The sequence below is a fragment of the Nocardia sp. CA-119907 genome, assembly GCF_050955995.1.
In the GTDB taxonomy this organism is placed as follows: Bacteria; Actinomycetota; Actinomycetes; order Mycobacteriales; family Mycobacteriaceae; genus Nocardia.
In genome coordinates this window covers 2,782,345-2,802,328 of record NZ_CP192091.1, presented here as the reverse complement: position 1 = coordinate 2,802,328, position 19,984 = coordinate 2,782,345, and the positions used below count along the sequence as shown (strand labels likewise).

Genomic DNA, 19,984 nt, shown 5'->3' with positions numbered 1-19,984 from the left:
CGAACTCGTCAATTACGACCCGAACCGGAAATGGCTGGAGCGCCGAGCCCGGACCGAGGAGTGGAAGGAATACGTCCGCGGCACAACAGGACCCGATGGAGAACGGGTGTACCTCATCATCCTCGGGCCCGACCGTAGGCCGGTCACACCGCTGGCTCCGGACGCTCCCCTTCCGGGTGCCCCTGGACACGACTATCCCGAGAAGCGCGTCGGCTCCCCACCATCGGAAGCAAACGAGCCCACAAGCCCCGAACCTGACCAACCGGAGGCGGGGGCCGACCCGACAGCGCGCGGTGATACCCGCCCCGAAGAGGATGTCGCACGCGGAACCGACGGCTCGGCAACCGCCGTCCAGCCCGCGGCGGACCCCACACCGGACGAGTCGATCGATGCCGAATCGAGCGATCCCTTCGCAGTGGAACCAGCTTCGGAGGCCGACTACCAATTGGCGACGCAAGCCCTGCGAAAGGCGGCGCCCAATGCGACGGCCGAGTGGATGACGCGACGCGACGGCGCCAACCGCAGCGGAGTAGCCTCCCAAATTCTGCGATGGTGGCATCGTTTGAGCGATGCCGAGCGGGCGGCACTGATCATGGTGCATCCGCGTGCGGTGGGTGCTCGGGACTACTTTCCGGCGAACGTCACGAACGCAGCGAACGAGCGGGCCCTGAAACTGCTTGTGCAAAACCTGCGTTCGCGACCGGACGAGGATCTAACCGACGCCCAGCGTCTGCAGTTGCGGTACGCCACCCGCCTGTGGGAAGGACTGACGCAGGCCAGAGCCCGAGACTTGGCGAGCCCGTTCGCGGTGCAACTGCTGCAGTTCGACCCGACGACGCTGGTGAGTCGAGTCGGGCTGCGGTTGATCGCGCCGAGCACGGGCAGTGATGATCTCTGGCATATCCGGGTGGGCCCGCACGACACGTCGTGGCCCGACCAGCTTTTCGAACCGGGTCCAGCCGAGGACGCCATGACGGTACATCCCGGGCGGCGGACCGGCAGCGTGCCGTTCGAGGTAACGGTGGGCACACCCGGTGTGCCCGGGTCTCGGCTCACCGACGCCGAAGTCGCACACGCCGCGGCGGTGGCGGCCGATGCGGTGGCCGAGTGGTTGCGACTTCGGGATTGGCACAGCGACGAACAGATCGAGACCGTACGGTCCGGTGTTGCGGAATTGGCCGAACATGCGCGCCGCAGCAGTGCGGGTGAGGTTCGGATCGTGCTTCGGACCCGCGGCGGCCACTTGGGCGAACGCGAGCTCATTGTCGAGGTGATCGACGACAATCCCGAATCGCCTGCGCTGGAAGAGTTCACGGCCGTCCGAAAGGCGGACGACGCCGGTGTCGTACAACTCGAAGGCGGCAAGGCGATATGGCTCGAATTCGGTGAATCCATGCTGCACCGACTGCTGCCACCTGGGGTCGTGGGCGATGAACTCCTCGGACGGCGGCAAGTCGAGCAGTTGGAAGACGCGGGGTTCATATGCGGACGAAACGCGCTGCACCGACTCGGGGTCTCGGCCACCGCCGCGCCTGGGTTCAATGAAAACGTCCGCCCCGACTACCCGCAACCGCTGCCGTGGCCCGACGAAGTGGTCGGCGCCATCACGATTCCCGCGCCGTTCTGCCCACCCAACTTCGCCGCCGCGGTTGTCGCACATGCCCGGGATTTCCGCGCGATCGGCATCGGCGTCGGCGAGCACGAACCTTATCCCGCAACGGGGCGCGGCGATGCGGAGACGAGCCCTTTCCTCAATGCCGAGGAATGGGCTTGGCTGGAGCGCATCGGTGGACCGGAAATGGTTCACGACGGTGTGTACCTGGAACGGCTGATGCGGGCCATCAAGGATGCGGTCAGAGACGTCACGGAGGCGTTGCTCCCAGAATCCCCCTCAGAGCGTGACATCCACGTCACGATCGACTTCGCCACCCGCACTTTCCGAGCCCACCTCCGAGGCGATGGCCTGAGCTTCTTCGGTTCACCGGTCACGGAGATCACCGGCAGATGGCGCGTACGTGACGGCATCGCCCTCGCGGTTGCCGCGGTGCCGCAAGACCGCGACACCGACCGCCCCGCCCACGCCTCGGCCGAAACCCACGAGCCCGAAACCGATTCGGCAGCAAGCAGTTCCGACACAGCCGCAAGTGCACAACACACTCAGGAAACCGAACCGATCAACGTCGTCACTGACGGCGACGCCCGCCAGGAGATCGCCGACGCGGCGGCTGCGGACCTATCTGCTCCGACGCCATCCGGAAGCACTGTTGCGTCGCCGGACGAGTTGCGGTTCACGCAGGAGCACCAGGCCGCACTGACCGCTGCGCTGGCCGAACGCGATCTGGCCGTCGCAGATGTCATCGCTCGGGTGCGCGAGTTGGAGAACGCACTCGCGCCGCTGTTCAACGATTCGACACGGGTGGACATTGCGGCACTGATCGACATCCGCGCGGAACTGAACGCCTTCTTGGATCAGCGGATGACGACCTACCCCGAAACGGCACGGCAGCAGGATCTGATGATCGCGACGCTGCGGGAAATATGCGCTCGCCCGCAGCTCACCGACCGCGATATCGAGGTGCTGGCCGAGATCGTCCCGGTCAAGCGGAGCGGATTGCCCGGCTGGTATCCCGGGGGGAAAAGTCGGTATGCCCAAACACTGCATGCGGCGGCTCGCGCTCGACTCGCGGAACTGCTTGCCGATCAGGCTTCGTCCTACCGCATAGATCAAGCCGTCGCAGAGCTGAGATCCGGTCTCCGGGCGCAGGTCGATAATGTGCAACGGACGTGGTGGAGCGGCGGCTCGAATTGGACCGTACAGCGCTTACTCGACAGCATCGGTGCCATGCGTGCCGCGGTCCCGACAGCGCGACAGCGGATCGCCGACCGATGGAACGCCATCCCGCAGAATATTCTGACGCCACTGCTGTCGGACCTCACGCGTGGCCTGCGCAGCCGTGAGGAAGTGCTCGATGCACTGATCTCCGTCCTCGGCACGCCACTGTCGATTCACACCTTCGTCGCCGACGCATTGCGGTCGGCGGAAAAGTCCGTCCTGGACCGATACGCCGAAACGTCGGTGCGTGGGTTCGTGTTCCGGGATCACGATGCACGGCTGATCGCCGAGTTCGACGACGCTGTCGCACGGATGCGCACACTTGCCCGCCTTGCGGAGCGCCCTCGCGATCTGCGGGCCCGACTGGAGAGTGAAGCCGCCGGGCGCCGCTCCGATTTCGCGGTATTCGTGGATCCGGCCGACACCCTGTACTTGCATTTCACCCCGAATATCCGCGCCATCGCCGCGGACGGTGTGCTCCGGTCGGGGGCCCACAACGAGGTCATCGCCACCACCGGCGATCATTCCGTAGGAACGCATTTCATCAAGCCCGGCGACTGGCAGGGTGAGGATACCTTCGAAACCTATATCGCCTACGCTGGCAAGCGTCGCTCCGACAATGGAACCGACCTGCCCGATCCGCTCGGTGCGATCATCGTCATGCCGCTGGGAGCGATCGCCGCCGCGACACCACTGCGCAACGAGGTCAAAACGACCGACGCGCGCGATAGTCATTTGGCCAACGACGCGACCTTCCGGCCGTTGGACCGGAATTCCCGGTACACCTACTCGCTCGACGACGCCTATATCGTCCCGTGCTACAGCTCCCGCCAGGTGCCGTGGGAGGAACAGGTGGTCATCGATCCAGAGACGGGAGAGGAAAGCTTCGTACCGGTTGCCGATCCGATCCGCGATGCATTCCGTCGAGCCGGATTCGACGAGGCGTGGATAGCACGACACATCATCGATCTACCGGACCCTATCCCCATCGAGCCCGGAGCTGGCGCTCTGCTGCCGGAGTACGAGCGTGCCAAAGAGCTGATCAAGCTGGCCCAGGACGAGATCCGTCGCCGGGTGGCCGAGGACGGGAGATACCCGAATCGGTTCGTCGTGCCGTTGGCTACCGCGCATCGGCAGCAGTTCGAGAGCCTCGATATGGAGGGCACCACGCGGCGCGGCTACCACTCGACATCCGACCTGGCCATCGAGCAACTCATCGTCACCGAGAAGAACCCGGCCCGCGAATCGGATAACGAACCATCGGCCCATTCGACCGAGCCCGATGCCACCCGCCCCGACAGTGCCGATCCGATGCTCGAGCTGATCCGCGATGTGAATCCCCTACGCGGCGAGAACAACTGCGCGGAGTGCGCGATCGTCACCGACCTGAGGATCGACGGTCGAAAGCATATGGTTGCGGCGCCATCGGAAACGGGCCGAACTGGTAACCACGACGCGGACGGCCACTATCACCTGCCCTTTGTAGAGGCCCACTACCGAACCACATTCCGGCCCGTCGGCAGTTTGACCGACGTGGAAGCGGAATTGATCGACGGCGACCATAAGGCTCGTGGCATCGTCATCTACTACGACTATTCCGAGCTGGACGAAAACAATCGCCCGAAGGGCCATGCGGCGAACGTGGTCAACGACCACGGCACCATCCGCTACCTCGACGGACAGTACGGCAATGACGTCACAAGCGATATGCGCGCGGTCGGCGATCGACTGAGCTCTCCTGAGCGCCGATCACGAATCGAAGCCTATTTCATAAGAACCGACGGCCAATACACTGGATTCCGGAGGGGCGCTCCATGGGTCAGAAAGCCCGACCCGAATCGGCCGATCGTCGGAACGGCTCGGTCCGCACCGGGTGATCCCAGCGGAGATGCGGGACCGTCGATATCAGCCGAGCACCTGCGGCAACTGATCGACGGGCATATCGCACAAGGCCATCCAGAGCAAGCGGTCGATCTGCTTCGGAAAGAGTTCAAGAAGAACGTATTCGTCTGGATCCAAGCGAACATGGGTAATGCCCGGGTCGCTCAGGAAATCTTCGACGCGGCGTGTTCGGGGGCGATCAAACGGCTCGACCAAATCGGCAAGCAGACCACCATCGAGCAATGGGTCGTTGTCAACGCCAGAAACCTTATGGCCCAGCATCGTGAAACCGCCGAAACCTGGCGCAGAATCCTGGACTTCGTGATTCGTGGTGCCCGGTTGACCGCACCCGATCCGCTGCTCACGGCGCTGGCCGAGACAACCCCAGCACAAGTGGACCGACACCTGCGCGCGCTCACCCAACGCCGCCAACAACTGCTCAACCGGTTCAAGCCGAGACGCACCTCCGCCGCTGCGCCGACGACTGCACCCAGCGATCCCACAATCGAAATCCCCGTACTGTGGGACGCCGCACGCGAACTGATTCTCGCGATCGCCGACGAACACGGCGTGGCCGCACAAATCCCCGAAGTACCCCTATCCGAGCGCGCACAAGCCCGTCGCGCATCCGCCAAGCCCCGCCGCACGGTCGACGAGTCCCCCAGCGCGCGAACGGAAGAGACGCCGACCACGCAGAATGGGCGCGATGCCGCGGCCACACCACAGCCGAGCGAATCAAATGGTGAACCGACCGAGACCGTGGCATCGAATTCCCGAGAAGCACAGCAGGCAATCGCGGAGGAAATCCAGGCCGATGACGCCAACGACCAACCGGTCGCATCCCATTCTTCGGTGGCGGAAGCGCCGGCACCGCATCAGCCGACCACGGCACCTCCTGGACGGAGCGAGCTGTCGGCCCGCGAGGTCGAGGTACTCCAGTTGGTGCTGGCGGGGTTGACGATCGATCAGATCGCGGCGCGATGCAAACTCGCGGCGAGCACCGTAAAGATGCACCTGAACAATGCCGCCGGCAAGCTCGGCACCCACGGCCAGATCGAAACGGTGATGGCGGCCGTGTACTGGGGCGTTCTCGAGATCGGTGTCCCGGGGTCGGCGCAACAGCAGGGGATCGGTAGCACGTTGTCTGCCAATGTGATCGAGATGCTGAACCTGGTTGCGGACGGGTTGTCCTACGCCGTGATCGCGCGTAGGCAGGGCGCGACGGAAAGCGCGATCAAGGGTCGTATGCGTCGCACTGCTCTCGAGCTCGGGGCCGAGGGCCGAACAGCGACGGTGATGGCTGCTCTCCGCTTGGGGATCATCGCCCCGCGCGATCCTGTGGCGGCCGCGCAGCGACACGCGTCCGAGGTGGCAGCCGAATCCCAAAGCACGCCAGCCGTAGTAGTCGCGTCCGAGGTGGGCCCGCGAGTCGAGCTGTCCGCCGCCGAATTGGTTGCGGCACTGGCTCGCAGCACCATCGTCAAGCACTTGTCACCGATCGTCCGGGAAGCATTGGACAATGACACGGACGCACTGGAGGAGTGCATCGAACGACTCGAACCTGCGCAACGGCAGGTGCTCAACCTCCGCTTCGGACTCGAGCTGTCGACCAACCAGACAGCGAATGTGTTGAGGCGCAGCGCAGGTGCCATCAGATCGGCGCAACATGCTACTTTCATCCGCCTCGCACAACTGCTGGAAGAGCAGGCAGGTAACCAACCGTTGCAGGTGGTTCAGGAGGCGCGGGACGAGGATCACGACGCCTTCACACGCTGCCTCGACCTGCTCACCGAAAAGCAGCGGGCCGCCATCGAGCAACGGCTGATCCTGCAACGGTCCAACCGCGAGCTGGCGCGGGCGCTCGGGCCGAACCACCGAAACACCTACTACCGGGCCATTCAACGGCTTTCGGCACTACTGCTCGGCAATGCCCAAGCGCGTCCCGAGGCGGATGCGGATCGAGGACTGGTCCAACAGACCCCACCGGAGATCCTGGCAACCGCCATCACGGAAGTCACCAACACCAACTACCAACGGTGCCTGACACTGCGATTCGTGCACGGCCTGACCCGCGACGCGGCCGCGAGACAGACCGGCACCGGCATCAGAGCTTTCGAGATGCGCGAACTCCGCGCCATCCGCGCCGTCGCCGAGCGACTGCGCGCGATCTCCGACCACCACGACGACAGCACCACTGCGCCGGGACCGGACCCTGGATCTCCTGTCGATGAGCAACCACCCGAAACACCGGTCGGTACGGTGGAGTTGCCCACGCCTGCCGACTACGAGCTGATAGGGCAAGCGCTGGACAAGCTTGTCCCGGGCGCCACGATCGCGTGGCTGAAGCTTCGGGACGACAACGTTCTCGCCTATACCGACCACGAGTCGTGGTGGGAGATCGATCTCGGTCCGGAAGAGCGGGCGACGCTGATCAAGGTCTATCCCGACGTGGTGCTCGGGATGGATATGTCCCATGATTCCGAGACGCTGAATGCCGCCAACCAACGGCGAGCGGAACTCCTTGTGCACTCGCTGAATTCGCGACCACAAGCTGATCTCTCTGCGACCGAACAGCAGCAACTCCGTTACACCACAAGGCTGTTGGAGGGTCTGGCGGCCGCAGAGCAGCGCGCCGCTGCCATGACCGATCCCCATCGGGTCCAGCTGGTGGAGTTCGACCCGGACACCTTGGTGAGCCGGGTCGGTCTCGAACAGCGCGGACCCGAAGGAACTTCCCCGTTCTGGCACCTGCGCGTCGGCCCGGATGACACGTCGTGGCCGGATCTGCTGTTCGAACCCGGCCCGGGTGACGAAGCCATGGCGGTCCTCCCGGGGCGACGGGAGGGGATCCCGGAATTCGAGCGGTCGATTGGCCCACGCGGTGTCGCCGGTGCTCGGCTCAGTGACGCCGAGCGTCTGATGGCCAGCCTCGAGGCCGGTTCCGCCGTGGTCGAATGGCTGCAACCGACAACCAAAAAAGGGTGGCTCAGCCCCGAGCAGATCGCCGACGTGGAGTCGGTCGCCGTCGAACTGGTCCGGCGTGCGCTCGACAACAGCACCGGCGAGGTCATCCTCGCGGCACGAACGGTCGGGACGACCTACGGTCGCCGAACGCTGCTGCTCGAAGTCATCGACAACAATCCCGAAACGACTGCGGTGCATGATATTCCGAGTGCACGCACGTCCCACCGCTCCGGTGTCGTGCATCTGGCACAGTCCAAGGGAACCTGGCTCGAATTCCAGGAATCAATCGTCCAGGGTCTGCTCCCCCCGGGTGCCACCGGAGCCGAAATCCTTGGGCTGCACCGTATCCGGACTACCGGCAAGGACGATCCGGAGCTGACGTGCGCAGGCGATGCACTGAGGCAGGCCGGCTTCGCCGAACCCACACGCAGACAGCAAGCCGAAGACGGTTTGAGCCACTTCTCACCCGCGCCGGGCGGGGCGTTGGTGTGCAGCACGACGCAGAATGAACCGGGATTGCCAGCACTTTCCGACCCGGTAATGATCTATGCGGCGGCGGTGGTCGGGCTCGAAAGTGACTACGAAACAATCGCCATCAGCACCTCCGCGCACACCCAGTACGCCCTGCCTCTCGACAACGAGCTGGAATACATCGCCGACCATTACGGCGTGGCACTCAATCTCGCGGAATGGGACTGGGTGCGCGACCACAGCGACGATGAACCCGCCGATAGCGAGCCGGGCATGGTCAATCTGTCGCACCAGGGCGTGAACTTGGTGTCACTGCTGGAGACGGCCAAGCTCAGTGTCAGCAGTACCGTTCGTCGGTACTTCGGCTTCGCACAAATGCCCTTCCGCGGCATCGACGTCCGGATAGACCTGGACACCGGCGACTTCGTCGCACACTTGTCGACCGGCCTGGTGAGCCAGTTCGGACTTCCTGCGACGATGCACGGTCGAGTCGCTGTCCGCGACGGAGTCGTGGTCGCCGTGGCCTGGACCCCACGATCCGACGACGCGACACCCGCAGCAGCGACCACACAGTCCACGACCGATCCAGCACCGGCCGAACCGCCAACTGAGGCAGCGCAACCCGCCGTCGATCCGACATCCCGGCCCACCGATGCCGCTCGGCCCTCGCCGAGTCGCGAACACCACGCCCCGCAAGGCGGGCACGCACACCCCCTGCCCGACTTCCATGTCGTCCCCGACCCCAACGCCGACATCCTCGGCGACCTCGGTAGCCCATTCAACCCCGGCCGCAAACCACTGCGCGGAAACAGATGGGTAGAAGAGCTAGCGAAAGTCCGTATGGACGGCGGCGGCTCCACTCCGAACAGCGGTGATGCCGAAACCACCCCGCCCACCCGGGAACCGGACGCGACCGGCGAACCGCCCGACACGGCGCAACAACCCGGATCCGAAAATTCGATTTCACCGTGGAAATTGGTCTCCGACAACAAACTTTTCAAACGAATGTTGATCGGCGAGAATTTCAAGCCGGGCGATTGGCTGAACCAAGTTGGCACCAACACCGCGGCGGGGGCGGTGACCTACGTTTTGATGAATGATGGCCAACCGCCGATGCTCGTCGCCTTCGCGGGTGCCGCAATGTGGCTCCCGAGCCTGTTCGAACCTTTCGCCGGCGTTAAGGCCGACCTCGGAAAACCGGAAAGTATCGTGCGCACGACCACCGCGATAAGCTTGGCAACCTCCGTTGCGGCTACCGGCCTGGTACTGTTCCACGCACCGGGCCTCGGAGTTGCGCTGCCCGCGTCGATTCTGGCCGGACAAATTTCCACTATTTGGTATGGTCGCCTCCTCAAAACGTATTATCCGATTATTCTGTCCAAGGCCGAGCGGGACGTCGGAAATGGATTGGTAGGTAGCACGGGGTCGGCAGCTCAGGTAACCGGCCAAGCGCTGGGGGGCGCCTTGGCGAACGTCTGGTCACCGGCGGCATTCGCCGTGAACGCCGTCTCCAACGTGGGAATTCTCGCGAACCTGTGGAATTTTCCCTTTCCGCATCGGGATCGGCCCGCATCACGCCACCTGCTCCGCGAAATCGGTGAAGGCGCGCGAGAGGTGTGGAAGCATAAATTTCTCACCCGTCACACCGCGATCGCCACGATGAACAATGCCGCTTTCGCCATGATGGGGTTGCGCACTTCCAGCTTGGTCCACGATGCCCACCTGCCGTGGTGGACGGCGGGCATGGTCGGTGCCGCACCTGCTGTGGGCGGGACGCTCAGCGTTTTCCTGGCACAGCGGCTCGGCAAGATCCAGGCGACAACGTTCTATCCGGCAGCACTGACCACCATGGCCACGGCCTTCGCAATCCAGGAGCAGAGCCACAACCTCGCCACCATTGCCATCACGTCCATCGTGGACGCTTTGGTGATGTCGTCCGCGGGAATCCGGGTCTCGACCTACTCGCAGAACATCATTCCCGAAGAACTCCAAGGCCGAGCTCAGGCGGTACGAAGCCTCTTCCTGGGAACCGGGCCCGGCGTCGGCTTCCTGATCGGCGGCGCCGTCGCGGCCTCGCACGGTTACGACGCCACCGCCACACTGGCAGCAACGATCACCGCGGTCACGGCCGCCGGCTATGGCGTTCTCCTCTTTGTCAGACATGGCCGCGTCTTCCTCCGAATCGTCGCGCGAGGCCCCCGAGGCTGGTTCGGACGCCCCGGGCGCGCGACGGAGTTGGAGCCCGCACCCGCTCCCGAGGTCGTCGAAAACTGCGCGATCCACGTCGCCCGCGTCCACAGAGCACTCGGCAACGACACCGGACCCGAACCCGACGACACCGACCAGCGATGGAACGCCAAAAACAACTGGCGCATCGTCGAACGAACCCTCCGCAACCACCTCCTCCCGATAGACACCGGAGGCACCGACCCCGTCCGCGAGGCCGCCGCAATCATCGGCAACCCTAAGAACAACATCGACGAAGCCGCCGTCGTCGTCGACGGCCACATCCACTACATCGCCAAAGTCGTCGGCAAAGTCCGGGACAAAACCACAGAAGAAATACTCGTCTTCGACACTGAACTCGCCCCCGACAACCCCACCCCCACCGATGACCCCCACGACCGCGCCCTCCGCGTGCGAAATATCAAGGGAGACGAGGAGGGCAACCACGAATGGACCCCTTCCTACGACAAGTTCGCCAACGCCTTCGCCGCCTTCTGGACCAGCAAAGATGGCCCGCAAACCCCGTACAGCGACCCCGCCAACCCCTCTGCACCATGCTGGACCAGCAAAGACGGCGTCCTCGAACCGGCCCGCCGACCGATACGTCACCTCCTACACCCCAGACACCCTCAAAAACTCCTCGGCCGCCCCACCGAAGACACACCGGCACCGGACGGCGACAGCACCAACTCGGGTATTCCGAACAGCGAAGACCCGCACCAGTGGCCCGAGGACGGACATCACCCCGAACGGGAAGCCGCAGCGAACCCTGCCGGGCCCACCGCATCCTCCGCCGACAACGACCCTTCGACCCCGAATCCCCCTGCCTCCATGGAACTTCCGCCAAGCTTCCGTCGCGCACTGCAGACGCCGAACTCCGGACTGTCGACCCAAAGCCCTGTAGGCGGCGGGCTCTCCGCAGCGACCAACCCAGTAGCGCCGACACGTCCCGGCACAGCCGAGATTGCACACACGGCCCAGGAAAGCGAACCGAGCGAGAGGCCGCCACCGCGAGCTACCGCTGGCAAGCCCAAGACCGCATCGCCACAGGCCGAGGCTGAGCACACCAACCCCACCACTGAGCGCACGGCGCTCACTACCGGAAGCACACCCGGATTCCCGGGCACACCGCAAGGCAGCGCATCGCCGCCCGGCGTCGAGGCCTTCCAGCACAACGAGAACCCTTCGAACACAGGCACTCCCGGATCCTCCGACACCGTGCACAGCCGGGAATCCGGCGACGGCACCACCCCGTGGGCTGCGTTGAAACGCCTCGTCGGCAACGGTTTCCGGCAAACAAGTGCGGCCCCGCCAGCGGGCACGCCAATTGACGCGGATGTCGATGCGATCGAGCGGGAGATTCTGGATCGCCCAGAGCTTTTGGCATCGGACGATCCGGAACCTACAGATGCCGAGAAGCTCCTGGCCCACCAGGCGATTGCCGAACTGAAGAACCATCTCGGCCCGGACGCAACGTTGTCGTCAGTGACGACACCGCCCGATCCCGATCGGGTGATCGAGGAGTCGCGGGCACGCGCGACCAAGGTAGCGCAGTGGTGGCATGCCTTGACCGATAAGAAGCAAGCAGCGGTCATTGCCGTGCATCCACATCAGATCGGCAATGCCGACGGGGTCCTGTACGCGGCTCGAGATGTGGCGAACCGTCGATCGATCACCCGAGATATCACCCGCTTCCTCGAGCGCAGGCCCACCGGCCGACGGTTCCTGCGCCGCACGCTGTCCCCAGAGGAACACCAGCATCTGCTCAATCTCGTCACGACGCTCAAACAGCTGGCGGCCATCGCCGACGACGTGCGCGATATCGGTTCTCCTCCAGTGCAGCTGATCGCCTATGACGCAACCGCTTACGACGGCAATGGCCGCATCACGGTCTCGATCGACGATGCCGACCGGGCGTCGATCGTTACCCGCCATCTCGGTGGACTCGGCACCACAGTGCGGACACTCGGGAAGCGAGCGAAATCCGCCCTCGCACAACACAAGAACTCACTGCGGCACGCGCCAGACGCCACACAGGCCGCCATCATCGATATCGGCTACCACCACCCGACCGCCGTCGACGAGGTGCGGGCATCGATACTCGCCGAGCAGGGTGGAGATGTCGTGGCGGCGGGGATCGTCGCCTACAGCGCAACCCGCACAGCCGCAGCCGCTCTCCCCGGAGGCGCCGCGGCACCACATTTGCGTAATGTTGTCGCGCACAGTTACGGCTCGACCACACTATGCTTTGCCGGCCGGGACGGTCGCCTCGCCGACTACATCGACCAGGTAGTCCTCGTCGCCTGTCCGGGAGCCGGCCCGATGGACAGCGCCGATGATTTCGGCATCGGCGACAATGTGTTCGCACTCGCCGACGACCGCGATCCGGTGACGAAGGCCGGCGGCGAAACCGCAGATCCTGACGACCGATACTTCGGCTTCAGCCACGGCCGGAATCCGGTGGGCCCATGGGGCGCAATCAGGCTCGCCGCCGTAGCTCCATTGGAAGTCCGCCTTGTACGGAAATTGGACCCCACCGAGGTCATCCGGATCCACCAGAGTTACTTCGCCTACATCGATCCGGAAAACCAGGTGCCGTCCACGGCGTTGAACAACATCGCGCTGGTTTGTGCAGGCAAGGCTGCCCTGGCCGAGCGCGCCCCGCACCGGACCGCGGAGACCGGACCTGGCCGATTGAGGGATCTGATCTGGTGGCGAGATGTGAATAGGGTCGCCGATGACACCGCCGCCACCGATGCCGCAACGTCGGCGCTGAGCCTCGTGCCGGCGACGACCACGCCGGCTCAGCTGTCAGCGGAGTTGCTCGATCACGGCTTCGACTACGTCGAAGACCTGTCAGAGCCCGCGGCCGGTGAGCCACGGGGCCGGGCTTGGATCGATAGCCCGGAACAGCGGGCCTGGGAGCTCTCCTGGCTGGCGGAGCGAAGTGCTCGGTTGAGCACGCTTGCCGCGGTCACCGCGGCCGCGCTGGAGGCGGCAGCGCTGCTGGGACTACCGAATTCGGAGCCGGGCGCGCTGCTGATCGTGCAACATCGGCAAAAGCTGCCAGGTGTGCTCATCCCGGTCTGGAAGTTTCAGACCCAGACCGGGGATGGGTTGGCCAACGTCATCGCCGAGATTGCCCGCGCCCTGTCCCTCGACGAGCTTCCGCAATATCCCTACCTCCCCTTGGTGGCGCCCAGGCCGCTGATCCCCGCGGAGCACGACTGGATGGCGCCGCCACTGCTGACACTCGCCGAGTACACGCACTGGAACCAGATCCAGCGGGGCGGAGTGTTCGGACTGCACTTTCCGGGCTGCCGACTGCTCGTGCGCCAATCACCGACGTACCTGCGTACACGGCGGACTGCCGACGTCCTCTACGAAGACCATCTCGCCTCACGGACGGTCGACGAAAAGTATCTCAACACGGTTGTCGAGCCCTACCTGCTCGGCACAGCTCGCGAGATACAGGCGAGTTTCGATGGCGCGATATCGGCCGAAGACCGGATCGGTCAGTGGTTCGCGACGCTGGTGGCGGAAATGCTTGCGGCACCGTCCGATTCCGCACCCGATCTACTCCGCCGGGCCCTCGCGGCCCAGACGGACCGAAGCGCCGAGGCATTGTCGAGCGAGGATCGAGCAGTACAGCAATTCGTATCGACCGTGCGAGACCTGCTGGCCGGAGAACACGATTTCGGCCGGTACCTGCACCGCCGGGGGCTCCCCGAGACGCAGGCGTACCTCCACGACGTGAGGGATATGGTCCAGAGGCGCGCCCCGCTGAACGCCACCGTCGCCGTGCCGTTCATCGATAATCTGATCGGATCGTCGCCAACGCACACGCCCACCGCGCCCGAGGCGGATTCCGCGGCGGGGGCCCGGCTCACTGAGACAACGAGCATCCCGCACGCGGATCGCTCAGTCGCACAACCATTGCCGACCAATCTCGGCGATCAACCAGACGAACCGGCCGGACACCGAACAGACCCAAACCCCGAGGGTCACGCATTCGTCCCATCCGGCCGACAGCCCGAACCACCGACGCCACCAGAGAAGCCAGCGACCGACTACAAGAATCCCGAAACTCCACACCAGCCGCCGCTCGAACCGAGCAACTCCGATACCACCGATTCCGTGGCCGGGACTGCTCAGCACACCGCATCGGCCCGTGCGGGAGCCGAGCAGCAGGCGCCACCCACGACGCCTCGCGGAGGTGGCCGTGCCAACCCACCGGGGCCAACGGTTCCATTTCACGAGTTCGACCTCCACGACGCACTCGATTTGCCCGTCCGACGCGGATCGCGCCGACCGCGGATGGGCGGGCCTGGATTCGCCGGAATTCCCGACGGCGGAGTCGTTTTCCACCACGACCGCGGCAATGGCCAAGAGTGGGGACCCGCCGAACCCGCAGCACAATCTCCAGCTCAGGCCACCTCTGGCGAGGACGCACACCCGGACCAGCCCGGTCAACCGGCAACGGCCCCCCGGGCGACGCCAGAGCTGGCAGATGCGTCGGCATCCGATCCACTCGGCGACCAGCCGGATGACAGGTCCTCGCCTCGGGTCGGTTCCGGGGAGCAGACGGAACCCGAACTCGGCGAGATCGTCGAACCGGCCGGTGCCGCGCGCCACGAATCCCGGGGGTCTCGCATCGATGCAGAGCTGCTGTGGGTACTCGACGATCGATTGTTGCGCGCGAAACTGGAGGCGGGCTTCCCCCCGACTGCGACCTTGGTGGACGCGCTGAGCGCGGCGATTCGGTCCGGTCGGCTGCCCCCGGGGCGGCGGCTGCCATCGGCGGCAAGATTCGCCGAGCACTTCGGGTTGTCGCAGGCGACGGTGGGGCTGGTCTATAAGCAATTGAAGAACGAACGGCTAGCGGACGGCCACCACGGATCCGGGACTGCGGTGGCGTTTGTCGGCGAGCAGACGGACAGCCATGAGCCCAGCGGCGACTCCGATTTCGTTGTGCGGGGGGTGGTCGATTCAGCGCGTGTACGAGAGGTGCTCGAGGATTGGTCGCGCAGTTCCGGGCCAGCGGTCGATACGTGGAATGTCGCGCTCCTCGTCGAAGGATTGCGTGCGGCGATCCTCTCCGAAGAACTGCTGGTGAACTGGAAAATGCCTGCGACCGCGGACCTCGCACCTGCTCTCGGGGTATCGAAATCGACTGTGGCAAAGGCATATCAACGGTTGCGCGGCGAGGGGTTGCTGGCGATCCGCCACGGCGCGGGCGCCGTTGTGGCGAACGGCGCTGAACCGCAGGTGGTCGGCCGAGCGCGAATCGGCCCGACGCAGTTGCTGTCGCGTACAGGCAGCGGTGTCACAGAAATCGTGGCAGACGCCGACAGGTGGACGGATAGCGTTGCGTTAGAGAGCTATTCAAATCTGATCTGGCGCGACCTAGGCAACTCGACGGACATGCAGCGGCTACTCGAGGACTGGTCGTTCGGCGAATTGACGGCGGCTGGCCTCCCGGACTTCTCGGCACTGGCGGATGCCTTGCGCGACGGGATCATCAACGGCAAGTTGCGTCCCGGGCAGTCGCTGCCGTTAGACCGCGAACTCGCTGAGCATCTCGGGTTGTCCATGGAATCGGTGATGAGGGCGTACGGACTGCTGCGGGACGAGCGGTATGTGCTGATCCGCCCTGACGTCGGAATTGTGGTGGCGGATTCCGGCAGATGGTCGGACGATCACGAGCCTGGCGAAGATCTGCATCTCGGTGCGCGCACAGTGGTCGGTGTGGCAGATCTGGTGGGGATACTCCCGGACTGGTCTTCGCCCACACTGCCGGAACAAATTGGTCCGCGCATCACGATCCTCGTCGAAGGCTTGCGTGCGGCGATCCTCGACGGCAGGGTCCCGGTGGGCGGGCTGCTGCCTCCGGCCCACGACGTTGCCGCAGCGCTCGGGCTGAATACGGTCCACGTTGAATATGCCTATCGCTTGTTACGGGACGAGGGGCGTTTGGCGACCGAGGGGCGTGTGGGGACCGCCGGCGGCGTCAGGACCTGGGTGGCGATCGGTCCCGACTTCGTTGAGGGCGGGCAAGTCTCGTCGGCGGGACTGCGGCGGCTACTTGGGGATCGATCGCTCGACACGGCAGGTCTCGCGCCGAGTGGCCCGGATCTGTTTCGCGCATTGCGGAAGGCGATCCGCTCGCGCATGCTGCGCGTCGGCTGGCGGTTGCCGTCGACTCGGGAGCTTGCCGCAGAGCTCGGATCGTCGGCGCCGACCGTGTCACGGGTATACGGACAGTTGCGCGACGAGGGGTATCTGACGATCGACCACGACGCAACGACGGTAGTAAGTCGCCTCGGCGCAGGGGAACATCCGCTACTCGAGGACTGGGCCGCAATGAAGACCGTCATTGCGGCGGGGTGGGATCCGGGGACGAGTATCGGCGAACGGCTGTGCACCGTGTTGCTGGCCGGCGGGGGGTTCTCGGATTCCGATCGCCTGCGAACGGTCGTGGCGCAAGCAGATAGGAAAGCGATGGCACAGGCGCTCGAGGAGCGCAGTCGGTCTGGGCGAATCAGCATTGCACGACTGTTCGTGCAGGGGGAGACAGTGAATCGGACAGCGCAGTCGCTTGGTTTGAGCGACGCGATGCTGCACGACGTGCTGCGCAACGCGCTCATCGGGTTAGTCGAGTCGCTGACCCGTTCCGCGAACCTCATGGCAGCCGACACCACCGATTCCGAGTCTGATCTCGACTCCCGCGCGGCCGGCGATCCCGAGTCGCCAACGCACCCACCGCACGAGCCGACTGACGGCGTGTCACCGGAGGCGCTCGCGGACACGCTGTTTCGCGAAGTGCTGCGCCTGGTGGGTACGGACCAGGTCGCCCACGGCATTGCCGCTGAGGCGTTCGCGCAGGCGGGCGATCACGATCCGGCAGCGCTGCTCACCCTTGCCCGGAAGCTGGCGGTCGACCACGTGCGGCACGCACGGTTCAGGCAGGCGATCCTGTGGAACTTCATGTCCCCCAGCAACGACCCGTCGAACCCGCTGGTCCGAGCACTGGCGGGAGCGGATGGGCAGAAGTGGGATCGCGGTTTCGACGCTCTCGAGCCCCATGAGCGCGAATACCTGCTGCTGCAGTTCTGGGAGGGGCTTCCTGATGTCGTGGCAGCGGACACCCTGCACCTCACTGGGCAGCCAGGGAAACTGACGGCCGACACGATCGGCAGGTTGGCGACGTTGCTCGCCGCCGACAGGTCTTCCACCAGTGCAGACACCGACTCGCCGGAGGGTTCGCAGGACGCGAGCGCGAACCCGGTGCCGGGCCTCCTGCCGATCGAGGAATACCGGTTTCTCGGTGGGACAGCAGGCGTGGACATGCCTGACGAGGTCGCCTTGGCGATTATCGAGAGAGCGTTGCCATCACTCGCCTCGGCGATGAGTGGAAACTACAATCTCAACATTCGAGTCGGCCAATTCATGGTGCGCTTCGCCAAGTCCGGGAGCGATGGCCTCGACACCCGAGTCGAGCCGGAGGAGTGGCGGGTGCTCGAGCTGCTCGCGCGATATGGTGTCGGCGGCGGGCCACAGGTGTATGTACCACGGGTATTCAAGGTGCTCGACGGGGTCGAAATGCCCGATGGCAGCCGAATCGATGGTGTCCAGATCCAAGGATTTGTGGACAATGCCGAACGGTTCGCCGATATGGCGAATGCTCCGGTCGATCAGTTGGTTGCCGCCCTCCAGGAACTACACAGACAAATGCGGGCTGTCCCGGTGGGGTCCGGCGACACGGCAGAATCCGGAGAACCTCAGGATGATCCCGGAGAATTCATACGCCAGCTGGTGGACGAGCAGATGAAAATCCTCGAGGACGCACTCCCCGAGTTCGGCGCGATCCTCGCTGATTTGGAAGTACCGCACTCTCCGTTCGAACCAGTCGTCAGAATGTCGTGGTACCTCGATTTGGCACGGAACCGTTTACTCCATGGGGACCTGCATTTCGGAAACCTACTCTTCTCCCATTTCGAAAAAATCTTCCTCACCGTAGACGACGGCCGCATAACCGTCTTGGACTGGGAGCTGGCCAGACCGGGGCCCACGGCCTTCGACTGGGCCCGCCTCTACCACCTGGAGGGTATTGGCCCTTCCGGCGGCATCATCTACGCCATCCTTCTGCAGATCCAGCGGATCATTCACGACGTCATCCGACTGACGCGCGCGGCAGCCTTCGGCCTCCTCACGCCAGAACAGATTCACTTCGCCGGTACCAAGTTGAAGCAGGCTTTCGTGGCGGCCCGCGCAGCATGGGGATACTGGCAAACTCTGCCCGACACGCCGATCGGTCGTGCGATCGGCGTGCACGACCCGCCTCCGGCACAGTGGATCGCCCCGACTGTCCAACCGGCGACAACAAGAAGGCGCGCCCAAGCGGCGACCGCCGAGTCGGAGACCGTCGGCGCGGCGTTCAGCTCCACAAGACACGCGGCTCCAGCGCCGACCACAAGACCGGCAGCTCGAGTCGTCCCGACGACGCCGTCGACAGTCGAGATCGCGATACCCGATCTCAGTGCCGAATTGCCGGAACTCGAATCCTGGGCTCGTCGCCTTTCCGATGATCAGGCCTGGCAGTTGATGACTGATCTGCGTGCAAGGATCATCGCCGACCTAGCAGCATTCGACCGTGGCGAGCCACAGTCCACGACCGAGGAGTTGGCAGGCGCGACGCGTGCGCTGAACGTGCTGGTCGTCGAATTGACTCGTCGGCTCGCCCGGAATGCTCCCGGCGAGCTTTCCGACTACGCCTCGCTTTTCGAGGTAGCGCGATACCTTGTTGATCAACTGCCGACGGCAAAAGAGCTCGCCGCCAGCGCGAACGCGGTGCGGGACAGTGTCGCGGCCATGATCCCGCATCACACGGATGCTCGCTTTGTGACCAATCTGCACACAATTCCATCACTACTCGGGGGGAATGCTCAGTTCGTCGAGCGGGCATTGGCGGCTGTCCCATGGAGCGAAGAATCCACCCTGACCGGAGATTCCGATCCGGCGGAAACGCATCGGGGACCAGTGGCTGTCGCCCACGAAAGAGTGGCATCGAGCTGGATGTGGAGGGAGATCCGCGGCAGGGCGGAAGTTATCGACAGCTACCTATGTACGCGATCGAGGAATGGCTTTGCCCCCGCGCTGGTCCACGCCCTGCGGTCGCTGCCGCACCAGGCAGCGGCGTTCGAGCGCGCACGGCCCGGATCGGCCCGAGACTTCGCCATCGCTGCCGAGCCATACCTGTCGGCCCGACTCGAAACCGCAACCTACTACCTTGTCAACACCGGCAACTACGTGACCGGGCTCGACCTCGTTCGCCAGGCCGATGAAGCTTTGGCCGAGGTTGCTGCCCGCCTGCCCTCCCACCAGGCACCACAGGATGCCTCGAACGCAATACATCAGCTATACATCGAACTTGCGGAACTCTACGAAGACCTGCCGGGCTATCGGCGTGCAGAGAATATGTGCCGGGTCACGCTCGGTCGACTCCTGGCGAACACACAAACCCAGGAGGCGATCGAACAGACGCTGACGCTGCTACGCCGGATGGGGAACCCACCGAACGGCGAGCCCGCGGATTCCGAAGTCGATTGA

The 19,984-nt window shown here is 64.7% G+C and carries 1 protein-coding gene (cut by a window edge); it reads left to right on the top strand.

What is annotated here, in order from left to right; all coding sequences use genetic code 11:
* A protein-coding gene (locus ACQP2D_RS12470) for a LuxR C-terminal-related transcriptional regulator (protein ID WP_433683862.1) crosses the window boundary here: on the top strand, positions 1-19,984 show its end. The gene continues 42,710 nt to the left of window position 1, outside the view; 19,984 of the gene's 62,694 nt are visible here — the last part of the coding sequence; its start codon lies beyond the left edge, outside the window; its stop codon occupies positions 19,982-19,984.